15 protein-coding genes are annotated in these 23,829 nt (G+C 61.8%); 2 read left to right on the top strand and 13 right to left on the bottom strand.

Annotated elements, in window-relative coordinates; all coding sequences use genetic code 11:
- Window positions 1-2 precede the first annotated feature (2 nt).
- The 12 genes from fusA to rplJ all read right to left on the bottom strand — a co-directional run bounded on the left by fusA (window position 3) and on the right by rplJ (window position 17,252).
- Entirely contained in the window at window positions 3-2,150 is a 2,148-nt protein-coding gene (fusA, locus tag FXY94_RS05430; protein ID WP_016664016.1) for an elongation factor G, read from the bottom strand.
- 42 nt (window positions 2,151-2,192) lie between these two features.
- On the bottom strand, window positions 2,193-2,663 hold the full coding sequence (gene rpsG, locus FXY94_RS05425; RefSeq protein WP_016664015.1) for a 30S ribosomal protein S7: 471 nt from the start codon (window positions 2,661-2,663) through the stop codon (window positions 2,193-2,195).
- A complete protein-coding gene (gene rpsL, locus FXY94_RS05420) occupies window positions 2,663-3,037 on the bottom strand; it encodes a 30S ribosomal protein S12 (protein WP_016664014.1) in 375 nt (124 codons plus the stop codon). The genes rpsG and rpsL overlap by 1 nt, the downstream gene beginning before the upstream one ends.
- 401 nt (window positions 3,038-3,438) lie before the next feature.
- The gene (locus tag FXY94_RS05415; protein WP_016664013.1) at window positions 3,439-4,701 is read right to left on the bottom strand and encodes a septal ring lytic transglycosylase RlpA family protein; all 1,263 of its coding nucleotides are present in this window, start codon (window positions 4,699-4,701) and stop codon (window positions 3,439-3,441) included.
- A gap of 288 nt (window positions 4,702-4,989) precedes the next feature.
- Entirely contained in the window at window positions 4,990-8,877 is a 3,888-nt protein-coding gene (locus FXY94_RS05410) for a DNA-directed RNA polymerase subunit beta' (protein ID WP_016664012.1), read from the bottom strand.
- A gap of 117 nt (window positions 8,878-8,994) precedes the next feature.
- On the bottom strand, window positions 8,995-12,480 hold the full coding sequence (gene rpoB, locus FXY94_RS05405) for a DNA-directed RNA polymerase subunit beta (protein ID WP_016664011.1): 3,486 nt from the start codon (window positions 12,478-12,480) through the stop codon (window positions 8,995-8,997).
- Window positions 12,481-12,786: 306 nt separating this feature from the next.
- A complete protein-coding gene (locus FXY94_RS05400) occupies window positions 12,787-13,557 on the bottom strand; it encodes a hypothetical protein (RefSeq protein WP_141740593.1) in 771 nt (256 codons plus the stop codon).
- Between the two features lie 65 nt (window positions 13,558-13,622).
- Window positions 13,623-14,426, bottom strand: a complete 804-nt coding sequence (locus FXY94_RS05395) for a hypothetical protein (RefSeq protein WP_016664009.1) — start codon at window positions 14,424-14,426, stop codon at window positions 13,623-13,625.
- 16 nt (window positions 14,427-14,442) lie between these two features.
- Window positions 14,443-15,219, bottom strand: a complete 777-nt coding sequence (locus FXY94_RS05390) for a hypothetical protein (protein WP_016664008.1) — start codon at window positions 15,217-15,219, stop codon at window positions 14,443-14,445.
- A 15-nt stretch (window positions 15,220-15,234) separates the two neighbouring features.
- A complete protein-coding gene (locus FXY94_RS05385) occupies window positions 15,235-16,089 on the bottom strand; it encodes a hypothetical protein (RefSeq protein WP_016664007.1) in 855 nt (284 codons plus the stop codon).
- A 143-nt stretch (window positions 16,090-16,232) separates the two neighbouring features.
- Window positions 16,233-16,619 carry a 50S ribosomal protein L7/L12 gene (rplL, locus tag FXY94_RS05380; protein ID WP_016664006.1) on the bottom strand — a complete coding sequence of 129 codons (387 nt, stop codon included), beginning with the start codon at window positions 16,617-16,619 and terminating at the stop codon, window positions 16,233-16,235.
- 117 nt (window positions 16,620-16,736) lie between these two features.
- Window positions 16,737-17,252, bottom strand: coding sequence for a 50S ribosomal protein L10 (rplJ, locus tag FXY94_RS05375; protein WP_016664005.1), 516 nt, complete (start codon window positions 17,250-17,252; stop codon window positions 16,737-16,739).
- A gap of 681 nt (window positions 17,253-17,933) precedes the next feature.
- On the opposite strand from rplJ, the gene adhE reads away from it, so the two are divergent.
- Window positions 17,934-20,549 (top strand): bifunctional acetaldehyde-CoA/alcohol dehydrogenase, encoded by a 2,616-nt coding sequence (gene adhE, locus FXY94_RS05370; protein ID WP_016664004.1) that lies wholly within the window; start codon window positions 17,934-17,936, stop codon window positions 20,547-20,549.
- A 94-nt stretch (window positions 20,550-20,643) separates the two neighbouring features.
- Here adhE and FXY94_RS05365 read toward each other — a convergent pair whose 3' ends face one another.
- On the bottom strand, window positions 20,644-21,825 hold the full coding sequence (locus FXY94_RS05365) for a Gfo/Idh/MocA family protein (RefSeq protein WP_040386476.1): 1,182 nt from the start codon (window positions 21,823-21,825) through the stop codon (window positions 20,644-20,646).
- A 364-nt stretch (window positions 21,826-22,189) separates the two neighbouring features.
- Here FXY94_RS05365 and FXY94_RS05360 point away from each other — a divergent pair, with 364 nt between their 5' ends.
- Complete coding sequence (locus FXY94_RS05360) at window positions 22,190-23,773, top strand: peptide MFS transporter (RefSeq protein ID WP_016664002.1); 1,584 nt, start codon at window positions 22,190-22,192, stop codon at window positions 23,771-23,773.
- The last annotated feature ends 56 nt before the right edge of the window (window positions 23,774-23,829 follow it).

Here is a 23,829-nt window from a genome sequence, read left to right as displayed (position 1 = left end):
GCTTACTCGCCCCGCGTCTTCGCGATGATCTCTTCCGAGATGTTCCTCGGGACCTCCGCGTAGCTGTCGAACTGCATCGTGTACATCGCGCGGCCCTGCGTGAAGGAACGCAGGTCGCCAATGTAGCCGAACATTTCGGACAGCGGGACGAGAGCACGGATAATCTTGACCCCGCTCGCGTCCTCCATCGACGAAACCTGACCACGTCGCTTGTTCAGGTCGCCGATGACATCTCCCATGTACTCCTCGGGAGTACGAACCTCGACGCTCATGATCGGCTCGAGGAGAATCGGCTGGGCCTTCTTGAGGGCCTCGCGCGTCGCCATCGAACCGGCAATCTTGAACGCCATTTCCGAGGAGTCCACGTCGTGGTAAGCACCGTCGATAAGCGATGCCTTGACATTCACCACCGGGTAGCCGGCGAGAACGCCGGACTGGAGCGCATCCTGAATACCCGCGTCAACGCTCGGGATGTATTCACGCGGGATTCGGCCACCGGTGACGAGATTTTCGAACTCGTAGAACACGCCTTCTTCAGCGTCGGTAAGAGGCTCGAAGGTGATCTGAACCTTACCGAACTGACCGGAACCACCGGTCTGCTTCTTGTGCGTGTAATCGAACTTCTCAACGGTCCTCTTGATCGACTCGCGGTAGGCCACCTGCGGCGAGCCCACGTTCGCTTCGACCTTGAACTCGCGGCGCATACGATCCACGAGCACGTCGAGCTGAAGCTCGCCCATGCCCTTGATGACCGTCTGGCCGGTTTCCTCGTCAAGCTCGACCTGGAAGGTCGGGTCTTCCTTGGCGAGACGCTGAATCGCGATACCGAGCTTCTCCTGGTCGCCCTTGGTCTTCGGCTCGATGGCCATCGAGATCACGGGCTCCGGGAAGGTCATCGACTCAAGAGCGATCGGGTGCTGCGCGTCGCACAGCGTGTCGCCGGTGGTCGTGTCCTTCAGACCGATGAACGCGTAGATGTGGCCCGCGAATGCCTCGTCGACAGGGTTCTCCTGGTTCGAGTGCATCTGGAAGAGCTTACCGACGCGCTCCTTCTTGCCCGTGGTGACGTTGAGCACCTGAGTACCGGTCTCAACGTGGCCCGAGTACACGCGCACGTAGGTGAGCGAGCCGAAGAACGGGTGCGCGGCAACCTTGAACGCGAGCGCCGAGAAAGGCTCGTCAGCCGAAGGCTTACGAGTGAGCTCCTTCTCCTCATCGTTGACGTCGTGGCCCACCATCGGCGGGACGTCGAGCGGCGAGGGAAGGAAGTCAACGACGGCGTTGAGCATGGGCTGCACGCCCTTGTTCTTGAACGCCGAGCCACAGAACACCGGGTAGGCCTGCGAGGAAATCGTGAGTTCGCGAATACCCTTCTTGAGGTCCTCAACCGAGAGTTCGCCCTCTTCGAGGTACTTCTCCATGAGCTCTTCGCTTGCCTCGGCGACGTCCTCGACGAGCTTCTCGCGGTATTCCTCAGCCTTGGCCTGGAGATCCGCGGGGATCGGGATCTCCTTCTGGTACTGACCGAGAGCGGCATCGCCCTTCTTCTTGTTGAATTCAGGGGCGTCCTCTTCGAACTCTTCGGGCCACTCGTAGGCCTTCATCTCGAGGAGGTCGATCACGCCGCGGAAGTCCGCTTCAGCGCCGATCGGCACCTGCATGACGAGCGGCTTCGCCTTGAGTCGGTCAACGATGGTGCCGACGGTGAAGAAGAAGTCCGCACCCATCTTGTCCATCTTGTTGACGAAGCAAATGCGCGGCACGTTGTACTTGTCGGCCTGGCGCCACACGGTCTCCGACTGCGGCTCGACACCTTCCTTGCCGTCGAACACGGCAACAGCGCCATCGAGAACGCGCAGCGAGCGCTCCACCTCAACGGTGAAGTCGACGTGGCCGGGCGTGTCGATGATGTTGATCTGGTTGTCGTGCCAGTAGCAGGTCGTTGCCGCGGACGTAATGGTGATGCCGCGTTCTTTTTCCTGCTCCATCCAGTCCATGGTGCCGGCACCATCGTGGGTTTCGCCAAGCTTGTAGTTGACGCCGGTGTAGTACAGGATGCGCTCGGTGGTGGTGGTCTTACCAGCATCGATGTGTGCCATGATGCCGATGTTGCGGACCTTGCTGAGGTCCTTAAGCACTGCAAGTGCCACGGGCTATGCCTTTCTGCGCTTCGGTTCGAGTACCGCCGGCGATTACCAGCGGTAGTGAGCGAAGGCCTTGTTGGACTCCGCCATCTTGTGGGTGTCTTCGCGGCGCTTCACAGCGGCACCGAGGCCGTTCGAAGCGTCGAGGATCTCGTTCATCAGGCGCTCGGTCATCGTGTGCTCACGGCGAGCACGCGAGTAGCCAACGAGCCAGCGCAGCGCGAGGGTCGTCGAGCGGCCGGCACGCACCTCGACGGGCACCTGGTAGGTGGCACCGCCGACGCGACGGGAACGAACCTCGAGGGACGGACGGATGTTGTCCAGAGCCTTCTTGAGGGTCGCAACCGGGTCCTGACCGTTCTTCTCACGGCAGCCTTCGAGAGCGCCGTAAACGATGCGCTCGGCGACGGTCTTCTTGCCGTCGAGGAGAACCTTGTTGATGAGCTGAGTGACGATGGGCGAGCCGTAGACCGGGTCGACCACGAGCTGACGCTTGGGAGCTGCACCTTTACGTGGCATTACTTCTTCTCCTTCTTCGCGCCGTACCGCGAGCGTGCCTGCTGGCGACCCTTCACGGCCTGGGTATCGAGCGAACCACGAACGACCTTGTAGCGGACGCCCGGGAGATCCTTCACACGGCCGCCGCGAACGAGGACGATCGAGTGCTCCTGGAGGTTGTGGCCTTCACCGGGGATGTAGGCCGTAACTTCGACACCGGAGGAGAGACGAACACGTGCAATCTTTCGGAGCGCCGAGTTCGGTTTCTTGGGGGTGGTGGTGTACACACGGGTGCACACGCCGCGGCGCTGGGGCGAACCCTTGAGCGCGGGCGTGCTCGAGGCGACAGGCTTATCCTGGCGACCCTTGCGCACCAACTGCTGAATAGTAGGCACTTTTTCTCTTTCTGTCGCTAGCCGCGCTCTTCACACGGCCAGATCACCTTCTTTGCCCACAGGCGCCGAAGCACCGGGTCCACGGGTGTGGAGTGGGCCGCGACCCGAGATGACGCCGCGAGGGGTGTCAATCTCGACCCGCACGGACCCCTCATGAGGCCCGGTGACTGCGGTACCGTACCCCCGCTCATTACACTCGCACGAGGCGAGGCCGCGAGAGGGCATAGGGCACCCAGGCACAGTTCATCAGTCTACGTTGCGCCTTTTATTCCGGTCAAAGGACTGGGGCCAGTTCGTCGTACATCACATGCACGGGAACCTGGAAGTGTCGCGCAGGCAACAGCAAAGGAAACGGGCCGACGGTAGCTGAGTACCGTCGGCCCGCTTTTTGTCATGGTGGCTTACTCGACGATCTGCCAGTCGACGCGCGCCACGCCGGAGCTCACGCCGCCGATGCTCTTCATCGCCGCGTAGGAAAGGTCGAGGCAGCGACCGCCCACGTATGGACCACGGTCGTTGATGCGCACGACCACGCTGCGGCCGTTGGCCTTGTTGGTCACGCGCACGCGGGTGCCGAAAGGCAGGCTCTTGTGGGCCGCGGTGTACGCATGCGTGTTGAAACGCTCGCCGCTTGCCGTGGGGCCGCCGTCCGTGCCGTCGCCGTTGCCGTAGAACGAGGCACCGCACGAACGAACGCCGCTCACAGCCTTGCCGCCTTGAGGCGCGGATTCGCTGCGCTTTTTGCGGCTCTGCTTCGGGGCGTCGCCACTATCTTTGCTCACGTTCTCGCTCTTCGGTTCCGCGTTCTTCGGTTCCTCAGCGGGGCGCTTCTTGGTGCCCTTGGCGACGACCTCGGTGACGGGTTCCTTCGTGACCTCTTCCTTCACGACTTCCTCGCCCGTCACTTTCCCGTCGGTCGTCGAAACCTTCTTGACGATAGTTTTTTCGCCCTTCTCACCCTTCGTGACCACGCGAGTTTCGCCTTCGTAGATCGCGTCATCTTTGCGAGTCTCGGTCTTGTAGTCGATCGCGACCTTCTCGGTCTTTTCCTCGGAGCTGAGGCGCACGAGGTGAATCGTGTCGCCATTCTTGAGCACGGTGTCACGCGAGGGCGTGACGTCGTCGTCGGCGTCAACCGAGTCGGCGAAGTACTTATCGAGGAGGTCCTGAACGGTTCGAACGGTCGTGCCCTTCGCAACCCAAGAGCCGTTCATGCCGGTAACGGTGATGTCCTTGGGGGTCGTCACGGTCACAGGACCGTCGACATCCTCAAGTTTGGTGTCGGGCTTCGGGGAAATCGCGGCCCCTTCGGCGTCGATTCCGGCCTGCGCGAGGGCATCTGCAACGGTGTCGCCCTCGACGAGGACCGACTGCTCTGCGCCGTCGACACTGAGCTTGACCTCGTCGCGTTCTTTCACAACGATCTTGTCACCCGAGTCGACGGTCTCGCCGAGAGCCGGCTTCACGAGATCGGTGTGGGAGACATCCACGCCGTGCGCTTCGAGGATGTCGGCCACCTGCGTGTCGAACGTGCGGAACGTTGCCACGCGGCCGTAGGCGTTCACGGTGACTTCGTTCGACATCGCGTAGGCTGCGCCACCGCCACCGCCCGCGAATACGGTCGCGAGTGCGGCTGCGGCGATAATCGGAGTCTTCTTCTTCACGAGTGTCCTTCGCATTGACGAGTGCACGGGAAGCGTCGCGCACGGTGGGCGCGAGTGCGGATTTCGGATGTCTCCATCTTGTCGCGCACGAAAGCGGGACGGTACCCGCAACACCAAGCCTTAAAACAAGACAAACCGCTATTTTGCCAACGCTTGACGCTCGCCGCGGTTTGTCTCACACATGCGCAGGCAGCGCTGCGATCGGCGCGGCAACAGAGAAAAGAGAGGGCCGGCCCTCCCCCGCTTGGGGAAGGACCGGCCCTCCGGTGACGCCCGAAGGCGCGAAGATCAGCGGAAGTCCGTATTGAACGGATCCGAGTAGCTAAAGTCGTCGAGGTTCAGGCTCGAGCCGGCACCACTGAAGTCGGTGAGACCGAAGTCGTCGTATCCGGGAACCGTGTACATCTGCGCCTTCGCCTCGTCGGTCGGCTCCACCTCAAAGTTGCGGAAGCGGGGAAGGCCCGTGCCCGCGGGGATGAGCTTACCGATGATGACGTTCTCCTTGAGGCCCATGAGCTTGTCGCTCTTGGAGCTGAGTGCAGCCTCGGTGAGAACGCGAGTCGTCTCCTGGAACGAGGCGGCCGAAAGCCACGACTCGGTCGCAAGCGACGCCTTCGTGATACCCATGAGCTCGGGGCGGCCCTGCGCGGGCTCCCCACCTTCGGCGAGGGCAGCGCGGTTGGCTTCGATGAACGCGGCGTTCTCGACGAGGTCGCCGGGCAGAAGCTTCGTGTCGCCGGAGGCCACGATCGTCACGCGGCGCAGCATCTGGCGAACGATGACCTCGATGTGCTTGGCGTGAATGTCCACACCCTGGCTGACGTACACCTTCTGGACTTCGTCCACGAGGTGCTTCTGCACGGCGCGCGGGCCGAGGATGCGAAGCACCTGCTTCGGGTCAACCGAGCCCGGGGAGAGCTGCTGGCCGACCTCGACGTGGTCGCCGTCGAAGACGAGCGGGGTCACGCGACGCGAAAGCGTGTAGGTCACGGGTTCGCTGCCGTCATCCGGCGTCACGGTGAGCTTGCGCTGCTTTTCGGAGTCGTCGACGCTCACGCGGCCCGCAACCTCGGTGATCGGGGCGAAGCCCGCCGGGGTACGTGCCTCGAAGAGCTCCTGCACACGCGGGAGACCGTGCGTGATGTCGCCCTCAGCCGACGCCACACCACCGGAGTGGAAGGTACGCATCGTGAGCTGGGTACCGGGCTCACCAATCGACTGGGCGGCGACGATGCCAACGGCCTCGCCGATGTCCACGAGCTGGCCGGTCGCGAGGGAGCGTCCGTAGCACTGCGCACACGTGCCCACGGCGGAGTCACACGTGAGAACGGAGCGGACCTTCACCTCGGTGACACCCGCTGCGAGGAGCTTCTCAATGAGCACATCGCCGACGTCGTCACCGGCGGATGCGAGAACCGTGCCGTCTTCGCCTGCCACGTCCTGCGCGAGCGTACGGCCGTACGCCGTGATCTCAACGTTGTCGGCGGGCACGATGACACCGTCGAGGTCCTGACCGATGGCCATCGTGAAGCCCTTCGAGGTTCCACAATCGCCCTCACGCACAATGACGTCCTGGGAGACGTCCACGAGACGACGCGTCAGGTAACCCGACTGCGCGGTCTTGAGTGCGGTATCGGCAAGGCCCTTACGCGAACCGTGCGAGGCGATGAAGTACTCGAGCACAGAGAGACCCTCGCGGTAGTTCGAGAGGATCGGGCGGGGAATAATCTCGCCCTTCGGGTTGTTTACGAGGCCACGCATACCGGCGATCTGGCGGATCTGCATCCAGTTACCACGGGCACCGGAGTGCACCATGCGGTAAATCGTGTTGTCCACCGGGAAGTTCGCCTTCATCGCCTCGGCAACCTCGTTGGTCGCCTCGGTCCAGATGTCGATGAGCTCGCTGCTGCGCTCAGCTTCGGAGACGAGACCAAGGTCGCGGTTCTCCTCGACCTGCGCGGCCTTCGCTTCGTACTTCGCGATGATCTCCGGCTTGTTCGGCGGCGCCACAACGTCACTGAACGCGAAGGTCACGCCCGAGTAGGTCGACCACGAGAAGCCGTAGGACTTGAGCGCGTCGAGCGAGGCCGACACCTGGCCCTTGTCGTAGCGTTCGGCGAGCGCGTTCACGACGCCACCGAGGCGCTTCTTGCCAACCTGGCCTTCAACGTAGGGGAAGTCCTCGGGGAGGGTCTCGTTGAAGTAGTAGGTGCCGAGCGTGGTCTCGAGGGTGATCGGGTCACCCTCGCTCCAGCCCTCGGGAGCCTTCCAGTCCGACGGCGGCACGACATCGGTGAAGCGCACCTTGATCGGTGCGTTCAGGTCGATCTCGTTGTTATCGAAAGCCATGATCGCCTCGGCGATCGACGAGAACGAGCGGCCATGGCCGAGTGCCTCGGGCTTCGGGGTCGTCAGGTGGTAGAGGCCGATGACCATGTCCTGTGCGGGCATCGTCACGGGGCGGCCGTCCGACGGCTTGAGGATGTTGTTCGAGGAGAGCATGAGGATGCGCGCCTCTGCCTGCGCCTCGGGCGAAAGCGGGAGGTGCACGGCCATCTGGTCACCGTCGAAGTCAGCGTTGAAGGCGCCACACACGAGCGGGTGCAGGTGGATGGCCTTGCCCTCGACGAGCTTCGGCTCGAACGCCTGAATACCGAGGCGGTGAAGCGTGGGTGCACGGTTGAGCAGCACGGGGTGCTCGGTGATGACCTCTTCGAGAACGTCCCACACCTCGGGGCGCGAACGCTCGACCATGCGCTTGGCGGCCTTGACGTTCTGCGCGAGGGAGAGATCCACGAGGCGCTTCATGACGAACGGCTTGAACAGCTCGAGAGCCATGCCCTTCGGGAGACCACACTGGTGAAGGTGCAGCTCCGGGCCGTTCACGATAACCGAGCGGCCCGAGTAGTCCACGCGCTTACCGAGCAGGTTCGCACGGAAACGACCCTGCTTGCCCTTGAGCATGTCGGAGAGCGACTTGAGCGGGCGGTTGCCGGGTCCCGTGACGGGGCGGCCGCGGCGGCCGTTGTCGAACAGCGAATCAACCGACTCCTGAAGCATGCGCTTTTCGTTGTTCACGATGATCTCGGGCGCACCGAGGTCGATGAGGCGCTTGAGACGGTTGTTGCGGTTGATGACACGTCGGTACAGGTCGTTGAGGTCGGAGGTCGCGAAGCGGCCACCGTCGAGCTGCACCATGGGGCGAAGATCCGGCGGGATCACGGGGATGCAGTCAAGCACCATGCCGGCGGGCGAGTTGGTCGTCTGCTGGAACGCCGAAACGACCTTGAGGCGCTTGAGGGCGCGAGCCTTCTTCTGCCCCTTGCCGTTCGCGATGACCTCGCGGAGCTTCTCAGCCTCGGAGTCGAGGTCGAAGTCGAGCAGGCGCTGCTGCACGGCCTCGGCACCCATGCCACCTTCGAAGTAGTGGCCGTAGCGGAGCTTCATCGCGCGGTAGAGCTGTTCGTCGCCCTCGAGGTCGGCAACCTCGAGGTTCTTGAAGCGCTCCCACACGTTCTGCACGCGCGTGATCTCAGCGTCATACTTCTTGCGGATCTGTGCCTGCTCGCGCTCCGCGGAATCGCGAACCTTACGCTTCGCGTCGGCCTTCGCGCCTTCTTCCTCGAGCTGAGCGAGGTCCTTCTCGGCAGCTACCGCGCGATCGTTGATCGCGGCATCGCGCTCATTTTCGAGTTCACGGATCTCGAGGTCGTGGCGGCTCTGAAGCTCGGGCATGTCGGTGTGACGGGCCTCGTCATCGACCTTCGTGATCATGTAGGCCGCGAAGTAGATGACCTTCTCGAGATCCTTCGGCGCGAGGTCGAGCAGGTAGCCGAGGCGGCTCGGCACGCCCTTGAAATACCAGATGTGCGTCACGGGAGCCGCAAGCTCGATGTGGGCCATGCGCTCACGGCGCACGGAAGACTTGGTGACCTCTACGCCACAGCGCTCACACACGATTCCCTTGAATCGCACGCGCTTGTACTTGCCGCAGTAGCACTCCCAGTCGCGGGTCGGGCCGAAGATGCGCTCACAGAAGAGGCCGTCCATCTCGGGCTTGAGGGTGCGGTAATTGATGGTTTCGGGCTTTTTAACTTCGCCGTATGACCAGGAACGGATGTCGTCGGCCGTCGCGAGGCCGATCTTGAGCTCGTCAAAGTGGTTGACGTCGAGCACGTGTGTCCTTCTCTCGTCTAAAAAGTCGTCAAGGTCTGAATGGTTGGGGCTGAGATCTTCGGGGGATGAAGGTCCGACGGTCGCTGGGCAATCGTCGGACCCTCCCCCGACGATCGATCAGACCTCTTCGATATTGATCGCGCCCTCGTTCGGGCGGCTCGACAGGTTGATCCCGAGTTCCTCCGCGCTGCGGAAGATGTCTTCGTCGCGGTCGCGCACCTCGAGGTTCTGGCCGTCGGCGCCGAGGACTTCGACGTTCAGGCACAGGGACTGCATTTCCTTGAGGAGCACGCGGAACGACTCGGGAATGCCCGGCTCGGGAATGTTGTCGCCCTTGACGATCGCCTCGTAGACCTTCACGCGGCCCGTGATGTCGTCCGACTTGATCGTGAGGAGCTCCTGAAGGGCGTAGGCGGCGCCGTAGGCCTCGAGTGCCCACACCTCCATCTCGCCGAAGCGCTGACCGCCGAACTGGGCCTTACCACCGAGCGGCTGCTGGGTGATCATCGAGTACGGGCCGGTCGAGCGAGCGTGCAGCTTGTCGTCGACGAGGTGGTGCAGCTTGAGGATGTACATGTAGCCGACCGAAATCTCGTGCGGGAACGGCTCGCCGGTGCGGCCGTCGAGCAGGCGTGCCTTACCGTTCGGGCGGATCATGCGCTCGCCGTCGCGGTTCGGCCTGTAGTTCTCGACGAGAGCGCCGAGCTCAGTGTCGCTCAGGCCGTCGAACACGGGCACGGCAACCGGGGTGCCGGGCTCACCGTGCAGGGCGTCCTTCGGGAGATCCTTAGCGGCGGGGTTGGATTCGTCGATGTCCCAACCGGACTTCGCAACCCACCCGAGATGAGTTTCCATCACCTGGCCGATGTTCATACGACCGGGCACACCCATCGGGTTGAGGATGATGTCCACCGGGGTGCCGTCTTCGAGGAACGGCATGTCCTCGACGGGCAGGATCTTCGCGATGACGCCCTTGTTGCCGTGGCGGCCAGCGAGCTTGTCACCGTCGGTGATCTTGCGCTTCTGCGCGATGTACACGCGCACCATCTCGTTGACGCCGGTCGGGAGGATGTCCGAATCTTCTTCCGAATCGAACACGCGCACGCCGATCACGGTGCCGGATTCACCGTGGGGAACGCGAAGCGACGTGTCGCGCACCTCGCGGGCCTTCTCACCGAAGATCGCGCGCAGGAGGCGCTCCTCGGGTGTCAGCTCAGTTTCACCCTTCGGGGTGACCTTGCCGACGAGGATGTCACCGGGGACAACCTCGGCGCCGATACGGATGATGCCGCGCTCGTCGAGGTCGGCGAGAACGTCTTCGCCAACGTTCGGGATGTCGCGCGTGATCTCTTCCTTACCGAGCTTGGTATCACGGGCATCGACTTCGTGCTCCTCGATGTGGATCGACGTGAGCACGTCGTCCTGGACGAGGCGCGAGGACAGGATGATGCCGTCCTCGTAGTTGTGGCCGTGCCACGACATGAACGCCACGAGGAGGTTCTTGCCGAGCGAAAGCTCGCCGTCTTCGGTCGAGGGGCCATCGGCGAGGACCGAGCCGGCCTCAACGCGGTCACCTTCGTCGAAGAGAACGCGGTGGTTGTAGCAGTTACCGGCGTTCGAACGCTGGAACTTGTCAATGCGGTAGGTCTGGTTCGTGCCGTCATCCGCCGCAACGGTGATGAGGTCGGCGGAAAGCTCGGTGATCACACCGGCCTTCTCCGCAACAATCACATCGCCGGCGTCAACAGCTGCACGACGCTCCATACCCGTACCCACGAGAGGCATCTCGGTGCGCAGGAGCGGGACGGCCTGGCGCTGCATGTTCGAGCCCATGAGAGCACGGTTCGCGTCGTCGTGCTCGAGGAACGGAATCATCGCGGTTGCGACCGACACCATCTGTCGAGCCGAAACGTCCATGTAGGTGACGTCGCTCGGGTCGATCAGCTCGGGCTCGCCACCGGGCATACGCGAGAGCACCTGGTCTTCGAGGAACTTTCCGTTCTCATCGATCTTGGCGTTTGCCTGAGCGATGATGTGGCGATCCTCGTCGTCAGCCGTCAGGTAGACGATTTCGTCGGTCACGACACCGTCAACAACCTTGCGGTACGGGGTCTCGACGAAACCGAACGGATTGATGCGCGCGAAGGTTGCGAGCGAACCGATAAGACCGATGTTCGGGCCTTCCGGCGTCTCGATCGGGCACATGCGGCCGTAGTGCGAGGGGTGCACGTCTCGAACTTCCATGCCGGCACGGTCGCGCGACAGGCCGCCCGGGCCGAGCGCCGAGAGGCGGCGCTTGTGGGTGAGGCCCGAAAGCGGGTTGTTCTGGTCCATGAACTGCGAGAGCTGCGAGGTTCCGAAGAACTCTTTGATCGCCGCGGTCACGGGACGGATGTTGATGAGCGTGAGCGGCGTGATCGCTTCGACGTCCTGGGTCGTCATGCGCTCGCGAACGACGCGCTCCATGCGGGACAGGCCCGTGCGAACCTGGTTCTGGATGAGCTCGCCTACGGCGCGAATACGACGGTTGCCGAAGTGGTCGATGTCGTCCGTTTCCACGCGGATCTCGGTGCCGAAGCTGTTCTCCATGCTGTCCATGCCAGCGTGGAGAGCAACGATGTACTTGATCGTCGCGATGACATCCTCGAGGTTGAGCACGCTCTCACTGAGCGGGCCTTCGAGACCAAGCTTCTTGTTGATCTTGTAGCGGCCGACTTTCGCGAGGTCGTAGCGCTTGTCATTGAAGTAGAGGTTGTTGAGCATCGTCTCGCCAGCATCGCGACTGGGCGGTTCGCCCGGGCGCTGCTTGCGGTAGATGTCCATGAGGGCCTCGTCCTGAGACTCAACCTTGTCCTTTTCGAGCGTGGCGCGCATCGATTCGAACTCGCCGAACTCCTCGAGGATGTCGCTCTTGGACATGCCGAGCGCCTGGAGGAGGGTCGTCACGGACTGCTTGCGCTTACGGTCGATGCGCACACCAACCTGGTCGCGCTTGTCGACCTCGAATTCGAGCCATGCACCGCGCGAGGGGATGACCTTCGCGCTAAAGACGTGCTTGTCGCTCGTCTTGTCGATGCTCTCTTCGAAGTACACGCCGGGCGAGCGCACGAGCTGCGAAACAACGACGCGCTCGGTGCCGTTGATGATGAACGTGCCCTTGTCGGTCATGAGCGGGAAATCGCCCATGAACACGGTCTGGGTCTTGATCTCACCGGTCTCGTTGTTCATGAACTCCGCCGTCACGTACAGCGGGGCGGCGTAGGTGAGGTCCTTTTCCTTGCACTCCTCGACCGAGTAGTTCGGCTCTTCGAAGGAGTGGTTCCTGAAGGAGAGCGACATATTTCCGGCGAGATCCTCAATGGGCGAGATCTCTTCGAAAATGTCGGCGAGGCCAGAGGTCTGCGGGACGTCTTCGCGTCCGGCCGCTTCTGCTTCGGCCGCGCGCTCCTGCCAGCGCTCGTTACCGAGCAGCCAGTCAAACGAGCTCGTCTGGAGCGAAAGAAGATCGGGAACTTCGATGGGATCGCCAAGCTTCGCGAAGGTGACGCGGGGCGAGGCGGTGCGCAGTGCAGTGGTGTGAGAATCGGTGCTCGAGGCAGCCAAGGGTTATCCTTCCACGGGATGAGGACTCGTACACGCTTCGATAGACTCGATGTGCTTCGGCCCCTCATTCACGACCAACCCCGCTATATGAGTCGAATGAGTTGAAAAAGGGCGCACGAAACACGGGCGCTAAGTTTCAAGAGTATGCGAGAGTGGCTCCGCCCTCAAGACCTCGCACGAAAAAACTGGCGAGACTGTGGTCACGTCAGCAGTCGAGCCGTCCCGCGTGGGCCGGTCGTATCGACTCGACAGCCGCGCACGTCGCCTCGGTGGGAAGGTCGCGCCTGGATGCACGTGCGGGGTTCCTCACGCCGCTTCACGCTTGAATTTTTCGATCTGCGCTTTGATGAACGGGGCACTGGTCGGAGCGTCGATGTTGTCCACCTGGATGAAAATGTGGTTCTTTCCTCGGGACACTACGCCGAAGTAGGAGGTCGAATACATGCCTTCACCGTCGGAAAAGTGCATGTACACAAACGTGTCCATATCTTCGCCGCCCGGGGTGATGTATTCGTAGAAGCTCGGCTTCTCCCCTCGCTCGTCGGGGCACGTTCCCCACGGGAGACGAAAGACCTCCATGATATTGACGTCCTCGTCGGTCTGGAACGCGATGACCCGAGCCTTCGGGGGTTCACCCACACTCCCCTGCCAGTCGGGGTCTTCCGTGTATTCAGCCGTCACGACTGTGTGCACGCCGGATTGCGGTGTCTGCATCGCTTCCACTGCCGCTTTGCATTCTTTTCTGTAGTCCGCCTCAAGGTAGCTTGGGTCGGGGATTTCAATAGGGAAAGATATCTGCTTATTGGCTGGTCGCTCCGTTGTGATGTCGACCTCGCTAAGGATCAGCAACTCGCCCGAGTCCTCTGGCGTGAGAAGCCACTTTGCGGGCTCGCCCACCGGCTCTTCGGGGGAATCTTGGTCCGACGGCTGCTCGCTCGGCACAGCGCTCGTGGGTGCGGGTTGTCCACCCGCGCCCACGCTCTTCAGTGCTCCACAGCCTGATGCAGACAGCGTCAGGGCGAGTACGGCAAGCGCTACGGAAAACCTCCGAACCGTGAGAAGACCAGGTTCGTTCACGACAAAGCACTTCACGACACCTACGTCCTTTCCAAGCGCACACCCGGCCTCGGCGCTACAAATGTCTACCCGGCAGAGTCCACTGATCGATCGAAAAGGTCTACTTGAGCTTTGATGAAGGCGACCGCTTGGGATTCTTCGACGCCCTGAACATAAAGGAAAAGTTGCGCCTTGCCGGCGGAGCGCCCACCAATATAGAAGTGCTTTCCATCAGCCATGATGTGAACAACGTCAAGGTCGTCGACCTGCTCGACGCTCACGTCGAATTTCCCGCCGATATCGCCACATGCCTTCGCCGCCTGGCTATAGAGCGTCATCACGTCAGTTTCCTCGTCAAGGATGACCGTCGCAGCATTGATGCTCACGTCCTCGCCGGGTGTCACAGGTGCGATATCACCTTTATACGTCGCAATCGCACCTTGAGCGATAGTGCCGTGAAAGCTCTCGATCTTCTGCGAAACCTCGGCGCACTCGGGAATCTGTGCGGCTTCGGCGCCGAGTGTAAATTGCAGTGTGAAGTCTCGATCGCTTGAGTCCTCAATCGAGGTCTTGAGGTCGTAATCCTCGACGCCATCGATGAGGGTATTCTCGGGCTTCAGAATCCACGTCGCCGGGTCGTTCACGTCGCCCGCCTCTTGCTCACCAACTCCACCGGCTGAGGTTTTGCCCGTTCCGCCCTTGCTTGAGGATCCGGAGTTTTCTGCGCCCGCCGAAGAGTCAGCGGAAGTGGAGGAGGCGTCGGACTTTTCCTGTTCCCTCGCACTGAGCGCGCCACACCCGCCCAGAGCGCCGACAAGGGCAAGTGCGGCGAGGGCTGAAACCCACGCGCGCGGGCGCAAGAGAGCAGTGGGAAAGATCGTCTGAGTCATGGGGAGCACCTCGCCATTACGTTGCGTTACCTACGGAGCGTTCAAAAAGGTCGATCTGGGCATCGATCACGGCCTTGGCCTCGTCATCACCGACATCGGACATGACGACAAAGATATGGCGCTTGCCGCTGGACTTTCCAGCGAGGAAGAACTCTTCGTCGGGAAGCTTGACGTGCACCCCTTCACCACCAAAAGGTTTTTCAACGGTGACCGGGGGCGCGCCCTGGATATTTCCGCACTTTTGCACAACATCGTTGTAGAAGTCCATGACGTTCATGTCGTCGGGGGTCGTCAGCGCGACAATCTTAATCATCGACTCCGCATTGACGGAGCCCGGAGCGGGCTGCCCTCGAAGCACACTGGTCGCAACAGCCTCGGACGTAAACGATGTATTGTCGAGCGTGGTGACTGCGTCTGTGCATTCTGCTGAAATATTCGGGTGCTCGAGTGAGAAGCTCAGCTCGAAGTCGCCCTCCTCCTTGTCGACTTCTACCTCCCTGGGCTTCATGCCGTCCACCGGCAAATGCTCCTCGGTAAGAAGCCATGACTTCACATCATCGGGATTGCCCGCGGGCTGCTTTTTCCGGTCGGGAACGCCGCGCCCGCCGCTCCCCTTCGTTTGCCCGTTGTCGCCTGCATTATGCGAGTTCGACGAGGAGCCCGCTTGGTCGTTCTGTCCAGCATCGGTAAGCGCTCCGCACCCAGTCAGCGATGTGGCTAGGGCGAGAGCGGCGAGGCCCGAAAACCACACACGTGGGCGGCGAACAGACATGAGCGCAGTTGAGTTGATCATGAAAAGCCTCACCGGTCAGGCGGCATTCGTCACAGTGCGATCAAAAAGATCGATTTGGGCATCGATGTATGTTTTTGCTTGCTCAGGCTCGACATTCGCAAGGATCATCCAGACGTGCCGATTGCCGTGCGATTTACACACAATTAGCAGGTCCGCAGACCCCAATCGGGCGTGAATACCGTCGTGCCCGGGAAGCTTTTCCACGACCGACTTCGGCTCCCCGGGGGTGTTCGCACACTCACTGATGACGTCGTTATAGGCATCGCCGAGATTCAAGTCCTCTTTGGTCACAACCGCAGCTGACTGCACGGTCGCTGCCCCTTCCGTCTCATCCAACGCCTCGAAGTCACCTTCGTACTTCGCAATAGCCATGCCCTGGATGGGAACTTCAAACTCGTTCAATTTAGCCACAGCGTCCACACAGCTCTGCGATGCATTCGGATGTTCGAACGTAAAGCTCAGGGTGAATGTTCCGTCGCCGGATGGGCCGCCTTGCAGCACATCGACCGTCACACCTTCGATGCCCTTGAGCGGAACGTAAGGAGTGTTCGCAAGCCACGTCGCGGGATTGTCCACGCTGCCGGCAGGCTGCTCCTCCCCTTGAGCTGCGGGGGCGCTTTCATCGTCGGTGGGAGATGCAGAGGAGGTGCCCCCCGGCGTGGCGCTCGACGTATCGCTTGGATCGCTACTCGCCCCCTCGCTCGGCTCGGCAGATCCTCCACTCGAGCTCGAAGTGGTGGCTGCGGGAGAGGTTTCCTCCTTTTTAGCGACGCTGCTCCCGAGCGCCCCGCAGGCTGCGAGGGAAGTTGCAAGCAGCAGCGCGGCGACGCCTCGCGCGGCGCGGGTCAACGTGGGACGTGTACGTGACATGGGGGTCCTTAGGGCAGGGGGCAAGGTCCGGGCATACCTTACCAGCCACCCTTGAGAGCCTCCTCACACCTTCGGGCTCGTAGCAAAAAGGGCCGCCCCCAGGGGCGACCCTTTCGCTATGAAATGCGCCTAAAGCGCAGGAATCACTTGAGGGTGACGGTTGCGCCAGCGCCCTCGAGCTGCTCCTTGGCCTTCTCAGCGTCTTCCTTCGAGGCAGCCTCGAGAACCGGCTTCGGAGCGCCATCAACGAGGTCCTTCGCCTCCTTGAGGCCGAGACCCGTGAGAGCGCGCACCTCCTTGATGACGGCAATCTTGGCCGAACCGACCGACTCGAGGATGACGTCGAATTCGTCCTTCTCCTCAGCAGCGGCAGCTTCGCCACCGGCAGCGCCGCCAGCAGCGGCAACGGCAACGGGGGCAGCAGCGGTCACGTCGAAGACCTCTTCGAACTGCTTCACGAACTCGGAGAGCTCGATGAGGGTCATTTCCTTGAAAGCTTCGATGAGCTCTTCGTTGGTGAGCTTAGCCATTGGGCTAGTCCTTCCTGTCAAGTGGCACCCACGGGTGCCAGGCGCGTGTGCGCCGAGTGTATGTGTAAAAGGTTGTGCCGAGCGCGTGCATCACGCCTCGGGATGAGACTCGAAGCCTCAGCCCTCGTTCTTGGCACGCAGGGCGTCCACGGTGCGCGCGGTCTTGGTGAGCGGCGCAGCGAGAACGAAAACAGCCTTCGACATCGATGCCTTGAGAGCACCGGCAGTCTTGGCAAGAAGAACCTCGCGCGATTCGAGATCGGCAAGCTTCTCAACGTCGTCAGCCGTGAGGGCTTTGCCCTCAAAGTAACCGGACTTGACGACCAGCATGGGGTTGTCCTTGGCAAAGTCACGCAGAGCCTTAGCCGGTTCGACCGGCTCGCCCTTAATGAACGCGATCGCAGTAGGGCCGTTGAGATCGCCCTCAAAGGCGTCGATCCCAGCTTCCCGCGCCGCGATAGCAGCAAGCGTGTTCTTTACCACGGCGTAGGTAGTGTCGGCACCGAGCGAACGACGCAGCGTCTTGAGCTGGTCAACGCTCAGCCCGCGGTACTCGGTCAGAATTGCCGCGCTCGACTCGCGGAACAGTTCCGTGAGCTCGGCAACGGCAGCTGCCTTGTCAGGCCTCGCCATGGCCCTCCTTCCAGAGGTCTCGAGGCCGGCCTGAAAGCTTCAGTCATGAAAAAAGCCCTGACCGCAGGGTCAAGGCTTGAGCACGCACGTATATTGCGTATCGCTTCTTGAGCACCTGCGCAGGCCGTTTCACCACAGTGAAAGCTTTCGGTCCCCCTGATGGCAGGGCGACGACCGGCGGTCTTCGGTGAGATCAACTTTACCCCCACACCCGCGGCAGCGAAACCCCACGAGCGGTGATCCCTCCCACAAGCAAGCCGCACTTCATGCCGACGTGAATCGGGCCACAGTTCAAAAATGGGGACCAATATCCCTTCGGCTGCCGTCGGACCCTAACCGGCACGTTACCGCGCTTCCATTCCGGCCTCGTCACCCTCTCTCGAGGTCCAACTTCACCCACTATTCATGGTCTCAATGAACATGCAGGTCATTCGGGGACCTTATACCCCTAGAGCGCTAGACTGGCGCTTGTGGCCGAGACCAAAGCTGGTCCGGGCCCACTATTTCCAGATCCGCACACCACACCCCCAACCTTCCGCAAACAAACTCTCTGACCTGCACTTTTGCTTAATCTAGACAGCTATCAAACGTTGTTGAGTGCACCACGGCAGCCACGTAGGTTGGAGTCACAACGACGTACTTATCTATTCACTCCACCCGCAGAAAAGGATGGACACGCTCATGGCAGACGCCAAAGCTACGCCCGATACGGACACGCAGGCGATGATCGACGCTCTCGCAGACAAGGGCGCGACCGCGCTCAAAGAGTTCCGCGACTTCACACAAGAGCAGGTCGATCACATCGTGCACCAGGCGGCCCTCGCTGCCCTGGACCAACACATGGCGATCGCCAAGCACGCCGTCGAAGAGACCGGTCGCGGTGTGTACGAAGACAAGATCATCAAGAACATCTTCGCTTCCGAATACATTTGGAACTCGATTAAGCACGACAAGACCGTCGGCATCCTCCACGAGGACAAGACTCGCGGCGTGATTGAAGTTGCCGAACCCGTGGGCGTCATTGCTGGCGTCACGCCCACCACCAACCCGACCTCGACCACGATCTTCAAGTCGCTCATCGCCCTGAAGACCCGCAACCCGATCATCTTCGCGTTCCACCCGAGCGCCCAGGAAAGCTCCGCCCACGCCGCACGCGTCGTGTACGAAGCCGCCATCGAGGCCGGCGCGCCCGAGAACTGCGTGCAGTGGATCGAAACGCCGTCGCTCGAAGCGACCGGCCTGCTCATGAACCACGACAAGGTCGCCCTCGTTCTCGCCACCGGCGGCTCGGGCATGGTCAAGGCCGCCTACTCCACCGGCAAGCCCGCCCTCGGCGTGGGCCCCGGTAACGTTCCCGTATACGTGGACAAGACCGCAAAGATTTCCCGCACCGTCAACGATCTTTTACTGTCGAAGACCTTCGACTCAGGCATGATCTGCGCATCCGAACAGAGCGTCCTCGTTCACACCGACATCAACAAAGAATTCGTTGCCGAATTCGAAAAGTACGGCGGCTACTTCCTGAACAAGACCGAACGCACGAAGCTCGAGAAGTTCATGATCACCGACAAGGGTGGAGTCAACCCCGCACTCGTCGGCTCGAGCGCCCTCAAGATCGCCGAAGGCGCAGGGCTCAACGTTCCCGACTACACGAAGGTTCTCCTCGTGCCGATCGACGGCGTGGGCAAAGACCACCCGTTCAGCCAGGAAAAGCTCATGCCGGTACTCGGCTACAAGGTCGTCAAGGACGCCGCCGAGGGCTTCGATCTCGCCGATCAGCTTCTCGAACACGGCGGTCTCGGCCACACCGCCGTCATCCACACGAGCGACGAGAAGCAGGAGCGCGAATACGGCATCGCGATGCGCGCATGCCGCATCGTCGTCAACTCCCCGAGCTCTCAGGGCGGCATCGGTGACATCTACAACGGCCTCATCCCTTCGCTCACCCTCGGCTGCGGCTCCTACGGCCACAACTCGGTGTCGCGCAACGTGTCGGCCATCGATCTGATCAACATCAAGCGAATTGCGGAGCGTCGTAACAACATGCAGTGGTTCAAGGTTCCGAAGACCTACTTCGAGCGCTACTCCACCCAGTACCTGCGCGACATGGAAGGTATCAACCGAGCCTTCATCGTGACCGACCCGGGCATGGTCCAGTTCGGTTACGTCGACATCGTTCTCGAGCAGCTTCGCGAACGCCGCAACCCAATCCAGTACCAGATCTTCTCGGACGTCGAGCCCAACCCAAGCTCCGACACCGTTTTCCGCGGCGTCGAGCAGATGAACCAGTTCAAGCCCGACACGATCATCGCCCTCGGCGGCGGCTCCGCAATGGACGCCGCGAAGGGTATGTGGATGTTCTACGAGGACGGCAACGCTTCTTACTTCGGCATGAAGCAGAAGTTCCTCGATATCCGCAAGCGCACCTACACCTTCCCGAAGCTCGGTGAAAAGGCAAGCTTCGTGGCGATCCCGACGACCTCGGGCACCGGCTCGGAGTGCACCCCGTTCGCGGTCATCACCGACTCCGAGAACCACGTGAAGTACCCGATCGCCGATTACGCGATTCTTCCCGACGTCGCCATCGCCGATGCGCAGTTCGTGGACACCGTCCCCGCCCGCACGGCGGCTGACTCGGGCATGGACGCGCTCACCCACGCGATCGAATCCTATGTCTCGACCATGGCCTCGGACTACACAAAGGGCCTCTCGCTTCGCGCGATCCAGATGATCTTCGCGAACCTCCGCAAGTCTGTCCTCGAGGGCGACCGCGAGGCCAAGGAGAACATGCACAATGCCTCCACCATGGCGGGCATCGCTTTCGCGAACGCCTTCCTCGGTATCGTGCACTCGCTTTCGCACAAGGTCGGCGCCGAGTTCAACCTCGCGCATGGCCGCACGAACGCGATCTTCCTCCCGCACGTCATCAACTACAACGCGAAGAAGCCCGTGAAGCACGCGCTCTTCCCGAAGTACGAGTCGTTCCGTGCCGATGAGGACTTCGCCGAGATTGCCCGCGCACTCAACCTCCCGGCGAAGACCACGGAGGAAGGCGTCGCCTCGCTCGTCAAGGCCGTCACCGAGCTCGCCGAGGACATCGGCATCGAGATGTCGCTCAAGGCGAACGGCGCGACGCTCGAGCACCTCGAAAAGACGATCGACACTCTCGCCGATCGCGCCTACGAGGACCAATGCACGCCGGCAAACCCGAAGCAGCCTCTCGTGAGTGAACTCAAGGCGCTCATCCGCGACGCATTTGAGGGCGAACTCGACTACAGCGAGAAGAACGCGAAGTAAGCGCGGGATTTCCGCCGCAACGGTATGAGGGGTGGCTCCGCTTGGCGGGGCCACCCCTTCTCACTGCCTCGGCACCGTTTGTGCGTCCGTTCGGCTAGACCTGCCCCGAGTCGAAATACTCGCGAATGTTCGCGGGCACGGGAGGAATCTCGAACATCTGCCCGCCCTCGCGGATCGAAAGAGCACCGTACACGCCCGTGGCGACCGCCTCGCGCGCGGCAATCACCGACACATCCGTACGGCCACCGTTCCTCGCGAATTCGAGGAATTCATTGATGAGCCGTGGATCAGCACCGCCGTGGCCACCGTCGGCCCTCGCGATCACCTCCACCTGATCCGGGCGAGCGGCACCCGAGTAGCGCGAGTTCCACAGGTAGATCTGATCCCCGGCATTGTCGCCCATGTTTTCGATCCGCCCTTCGTCGCCGATGACCGTATAGTTGCGCCAATAATCCGGGGTGAAATGGCACTGCTGGTACGAGGCATAGACGCCGTTGTCCAGCGTCATATGGAGCATCGAGATGTCCTCGACGTCGATGACAGGATTGAGTTCCCTCTGCTTCGACGGCGGATAGACGTCCGCATCGAACCAGTCCCACATAGTGCGATCGGAGTTATCACGTCGGTCCTCGATGTCGCCGTAAACCTCGAGGCCGCCGATACCGGAAACCCGGCGGGTGTAGCCACCGGCGAGCCAGTGAATGACGTCGATGTCGTGAGCGCCCTTCTGCAGCAAGAGCGAGAACGCGCGCGCACGCTCGGCGTGCCAATCCTTGAAGTAGAAGTCGCCGCCGGCCCCCACGAAATGCCGGCACCAAATGGCACGCACGCGACCGATTAACCCGGCATCAATCATGTCCTTCATCTGGCGGATCACCGGCATATGGCGAATGTTGTGGCCCACGTAAAGCCGCGTGCGCTTCTCGTAGGCAAGGTTTAACATCGCATCGGTGTCCTCGACAGAGATCGCCATGGGCTTTTCGGAAAACGTCGGTATACCCGCCCCGAGCGTTGTGAGCGCGATCGAGGCGTGTAGGTCGTCGGGAGCGAGGATCATGACCGCATCAACGTCGTGGCTGCCCAGCAGATCATCGACGGTGTTCACCGTGTGGACATCCTCGCCAATGATCTCGCGCGCTTTCTTTTTGCCTCGCTCGGTGGGATCCGCGACGACCGTGACGCGGGCTCCCTCTCCCGGTTTATGCGCGTAACGCGCCAGAGCGCCACGAGCGCCAAAACCCACCACTCCTACTCGTAGATCGGCGTTCTGAGTCAACGAGATCCCCTTTCAACAGCGGTGCAAGCACAGCCTTCACTGGGCGACCACGCGACGCACCGATCACGTGGCCTTGGCCGCTAACAGTATCCAATCAGACGGCGCGAGCTCAGCAACCGCGGCGTGACAAATGAGCGTCCCTTCGATAACTGTCGTGCCCTAGGTCCCTACATCTCTTACCGATCCGGGCAACCGGATTACGCATAAAACTACGTCTCCTGCACCCGTCTCCTGAGCCTGCGGGCGTCCCGTTCGTCTGATGTCATGGATGTGGCGCATATCCCGCGCAGCCCGGCCACACACCGTGCGCCGGTTGGCCCCCGCGATACGCGATTGATAGGAACGACACAGCAAGGATTTATCGATGACGACCAATCCGACCGCACAAGATTCAGCGGTATACAAGTACCGGCCCTCAAAACTACGCACGGGGCCCTCCAAGAACGATAAGTCCTTCATTGGCCACCCGGGCGGCCTGCCCTGGATGCTCCAGGTCGAGATGTGGGAGCGCTTCAGCTGGTTCGGCATGCGCGCGATCCTGCTGTACTTCCTCACCGACGTCGCCGCCAACCAGGGCCTCGGCCTTTCGGATACCGCGGGCCAGGTCATCGTCTCCGCCTACGGCGCTGCCGTTCTCCTCATGACCATTCCGGGCGGCATCATCGCTGACCGTATCCTCGGCCCGTGGATTTCTGGCCTCATCGGTGGATCGGTCATCATGCTCGGCCACGTGCTGCTCGCGTTCCCGGCCGCGATCACCTCATGGTCGGGCCTGATCTGCATCGCTATTGGTACGGGCCTCATCAAACCGAACCTCGCGACAATCGTGGGCGGCCTCTACGATGAGGACGACCCGAGGCGCGATGCTGGCTTCCAGTACTTCTACATGTCGGTGAACGTCGGCTCGCTCGTTGCCCCGCTGATCGTGGGCTTCCTGCGTGGCCACTTCGGCTACCACGTTGGCTTCCTCGCCGCTGCCGTCGGCATGGCGCTTGCACTCGTGTCGTTCTTCTACGGCCGCCACAAGCTCGGCGAGTTCGCCTACCGCATCCCGAACCCGCTCCAGAAGGGTGAAGGCGCGCGTCTCGCCCTCGGCGGCCTCGGCATCGTCGTCGTCGCGACGCTCCTGGTGCTCGGTTTCAATGCCCTCCTCGGCGAGCTTCACTCGGCGATCGCCTACTCGCTGTTCACCTTCGCTCTGATCATGAGCGCCTACTACTTCCTCACGATGTTTAAGAGCCCGAAGGTCACCGCACAGGAGCGCACGCACCTCGGCGCATTCCTGCCCCTCTGGGTTGGCCAGATTCTGTTCGTCGTGATCTTCGAGCAGGCTGCCGGCAAGATGGCCTTCTTCGCCGAGAACAACACGGACCGCACGATCGGCGCACTGAACCTCTCCCCCGAGGTCTACCAGTCGATCAACCCCGCCGCGGTGCTCTTGCTCTCGCCGGTGATCGCGTGGATCTTCACACGCCGCAAGGGCAAGTTCCCGAACACAGCCGCAAAGTTCGCGCTTTCTCTTATCATCATCGCGCTGTCGGCCGTGCTCATGGGCTACGGCTTCGGAACGTGGCCGGGCGCGGGCATGCTCGCCCCGTTCTGGTACCTGGGCCTCGTGTTCGTGGTGCAGACGGTTGCCGAGCTGTTCATGAATCCCGTGGGCCTCTCGGTGACGACCAAGCTCGCACCGAAGCAGTTTGCCTCGCAAACCATGACCCTTTGGTACCTTGCCCCGAGCGTCGGCATGGGTCTCACGTCGGTGATTATCGACCAGGTCAAGAGAGCAAACCTCGGTGACGCCGTCTACTACTACGGCCTCGGTGCCGTGACCATCGTCGTGGCGATCATTATGTTCATGATTGCCCCCTGGGTGCAGGCGAAGATGGACGACGTCGATCAGCGCGAGCTCAGTGGAGCGCGCGAGGTTGGCGTGAAGGTCGCGAAGTAGTCTCACACCCTCATATACGAGAGCGGGCCCCGCGCATTGCGCGGGGCCCGCTCTTT

This window comes from Dermabacter jinjuensis, from assembly GCF_902381725.1.
GTDB classification, from domain to species: Bacteria; Actinomycetota; Actinomycetes; order Actinomycetales; family Dermabacteraceae; genus Dermabacter; species Dermabacter hominis.
Note: the sequence above shows the minus strand (reverse complement) of the source record. Positions and strands in the feature narration are given on the sequence as shown.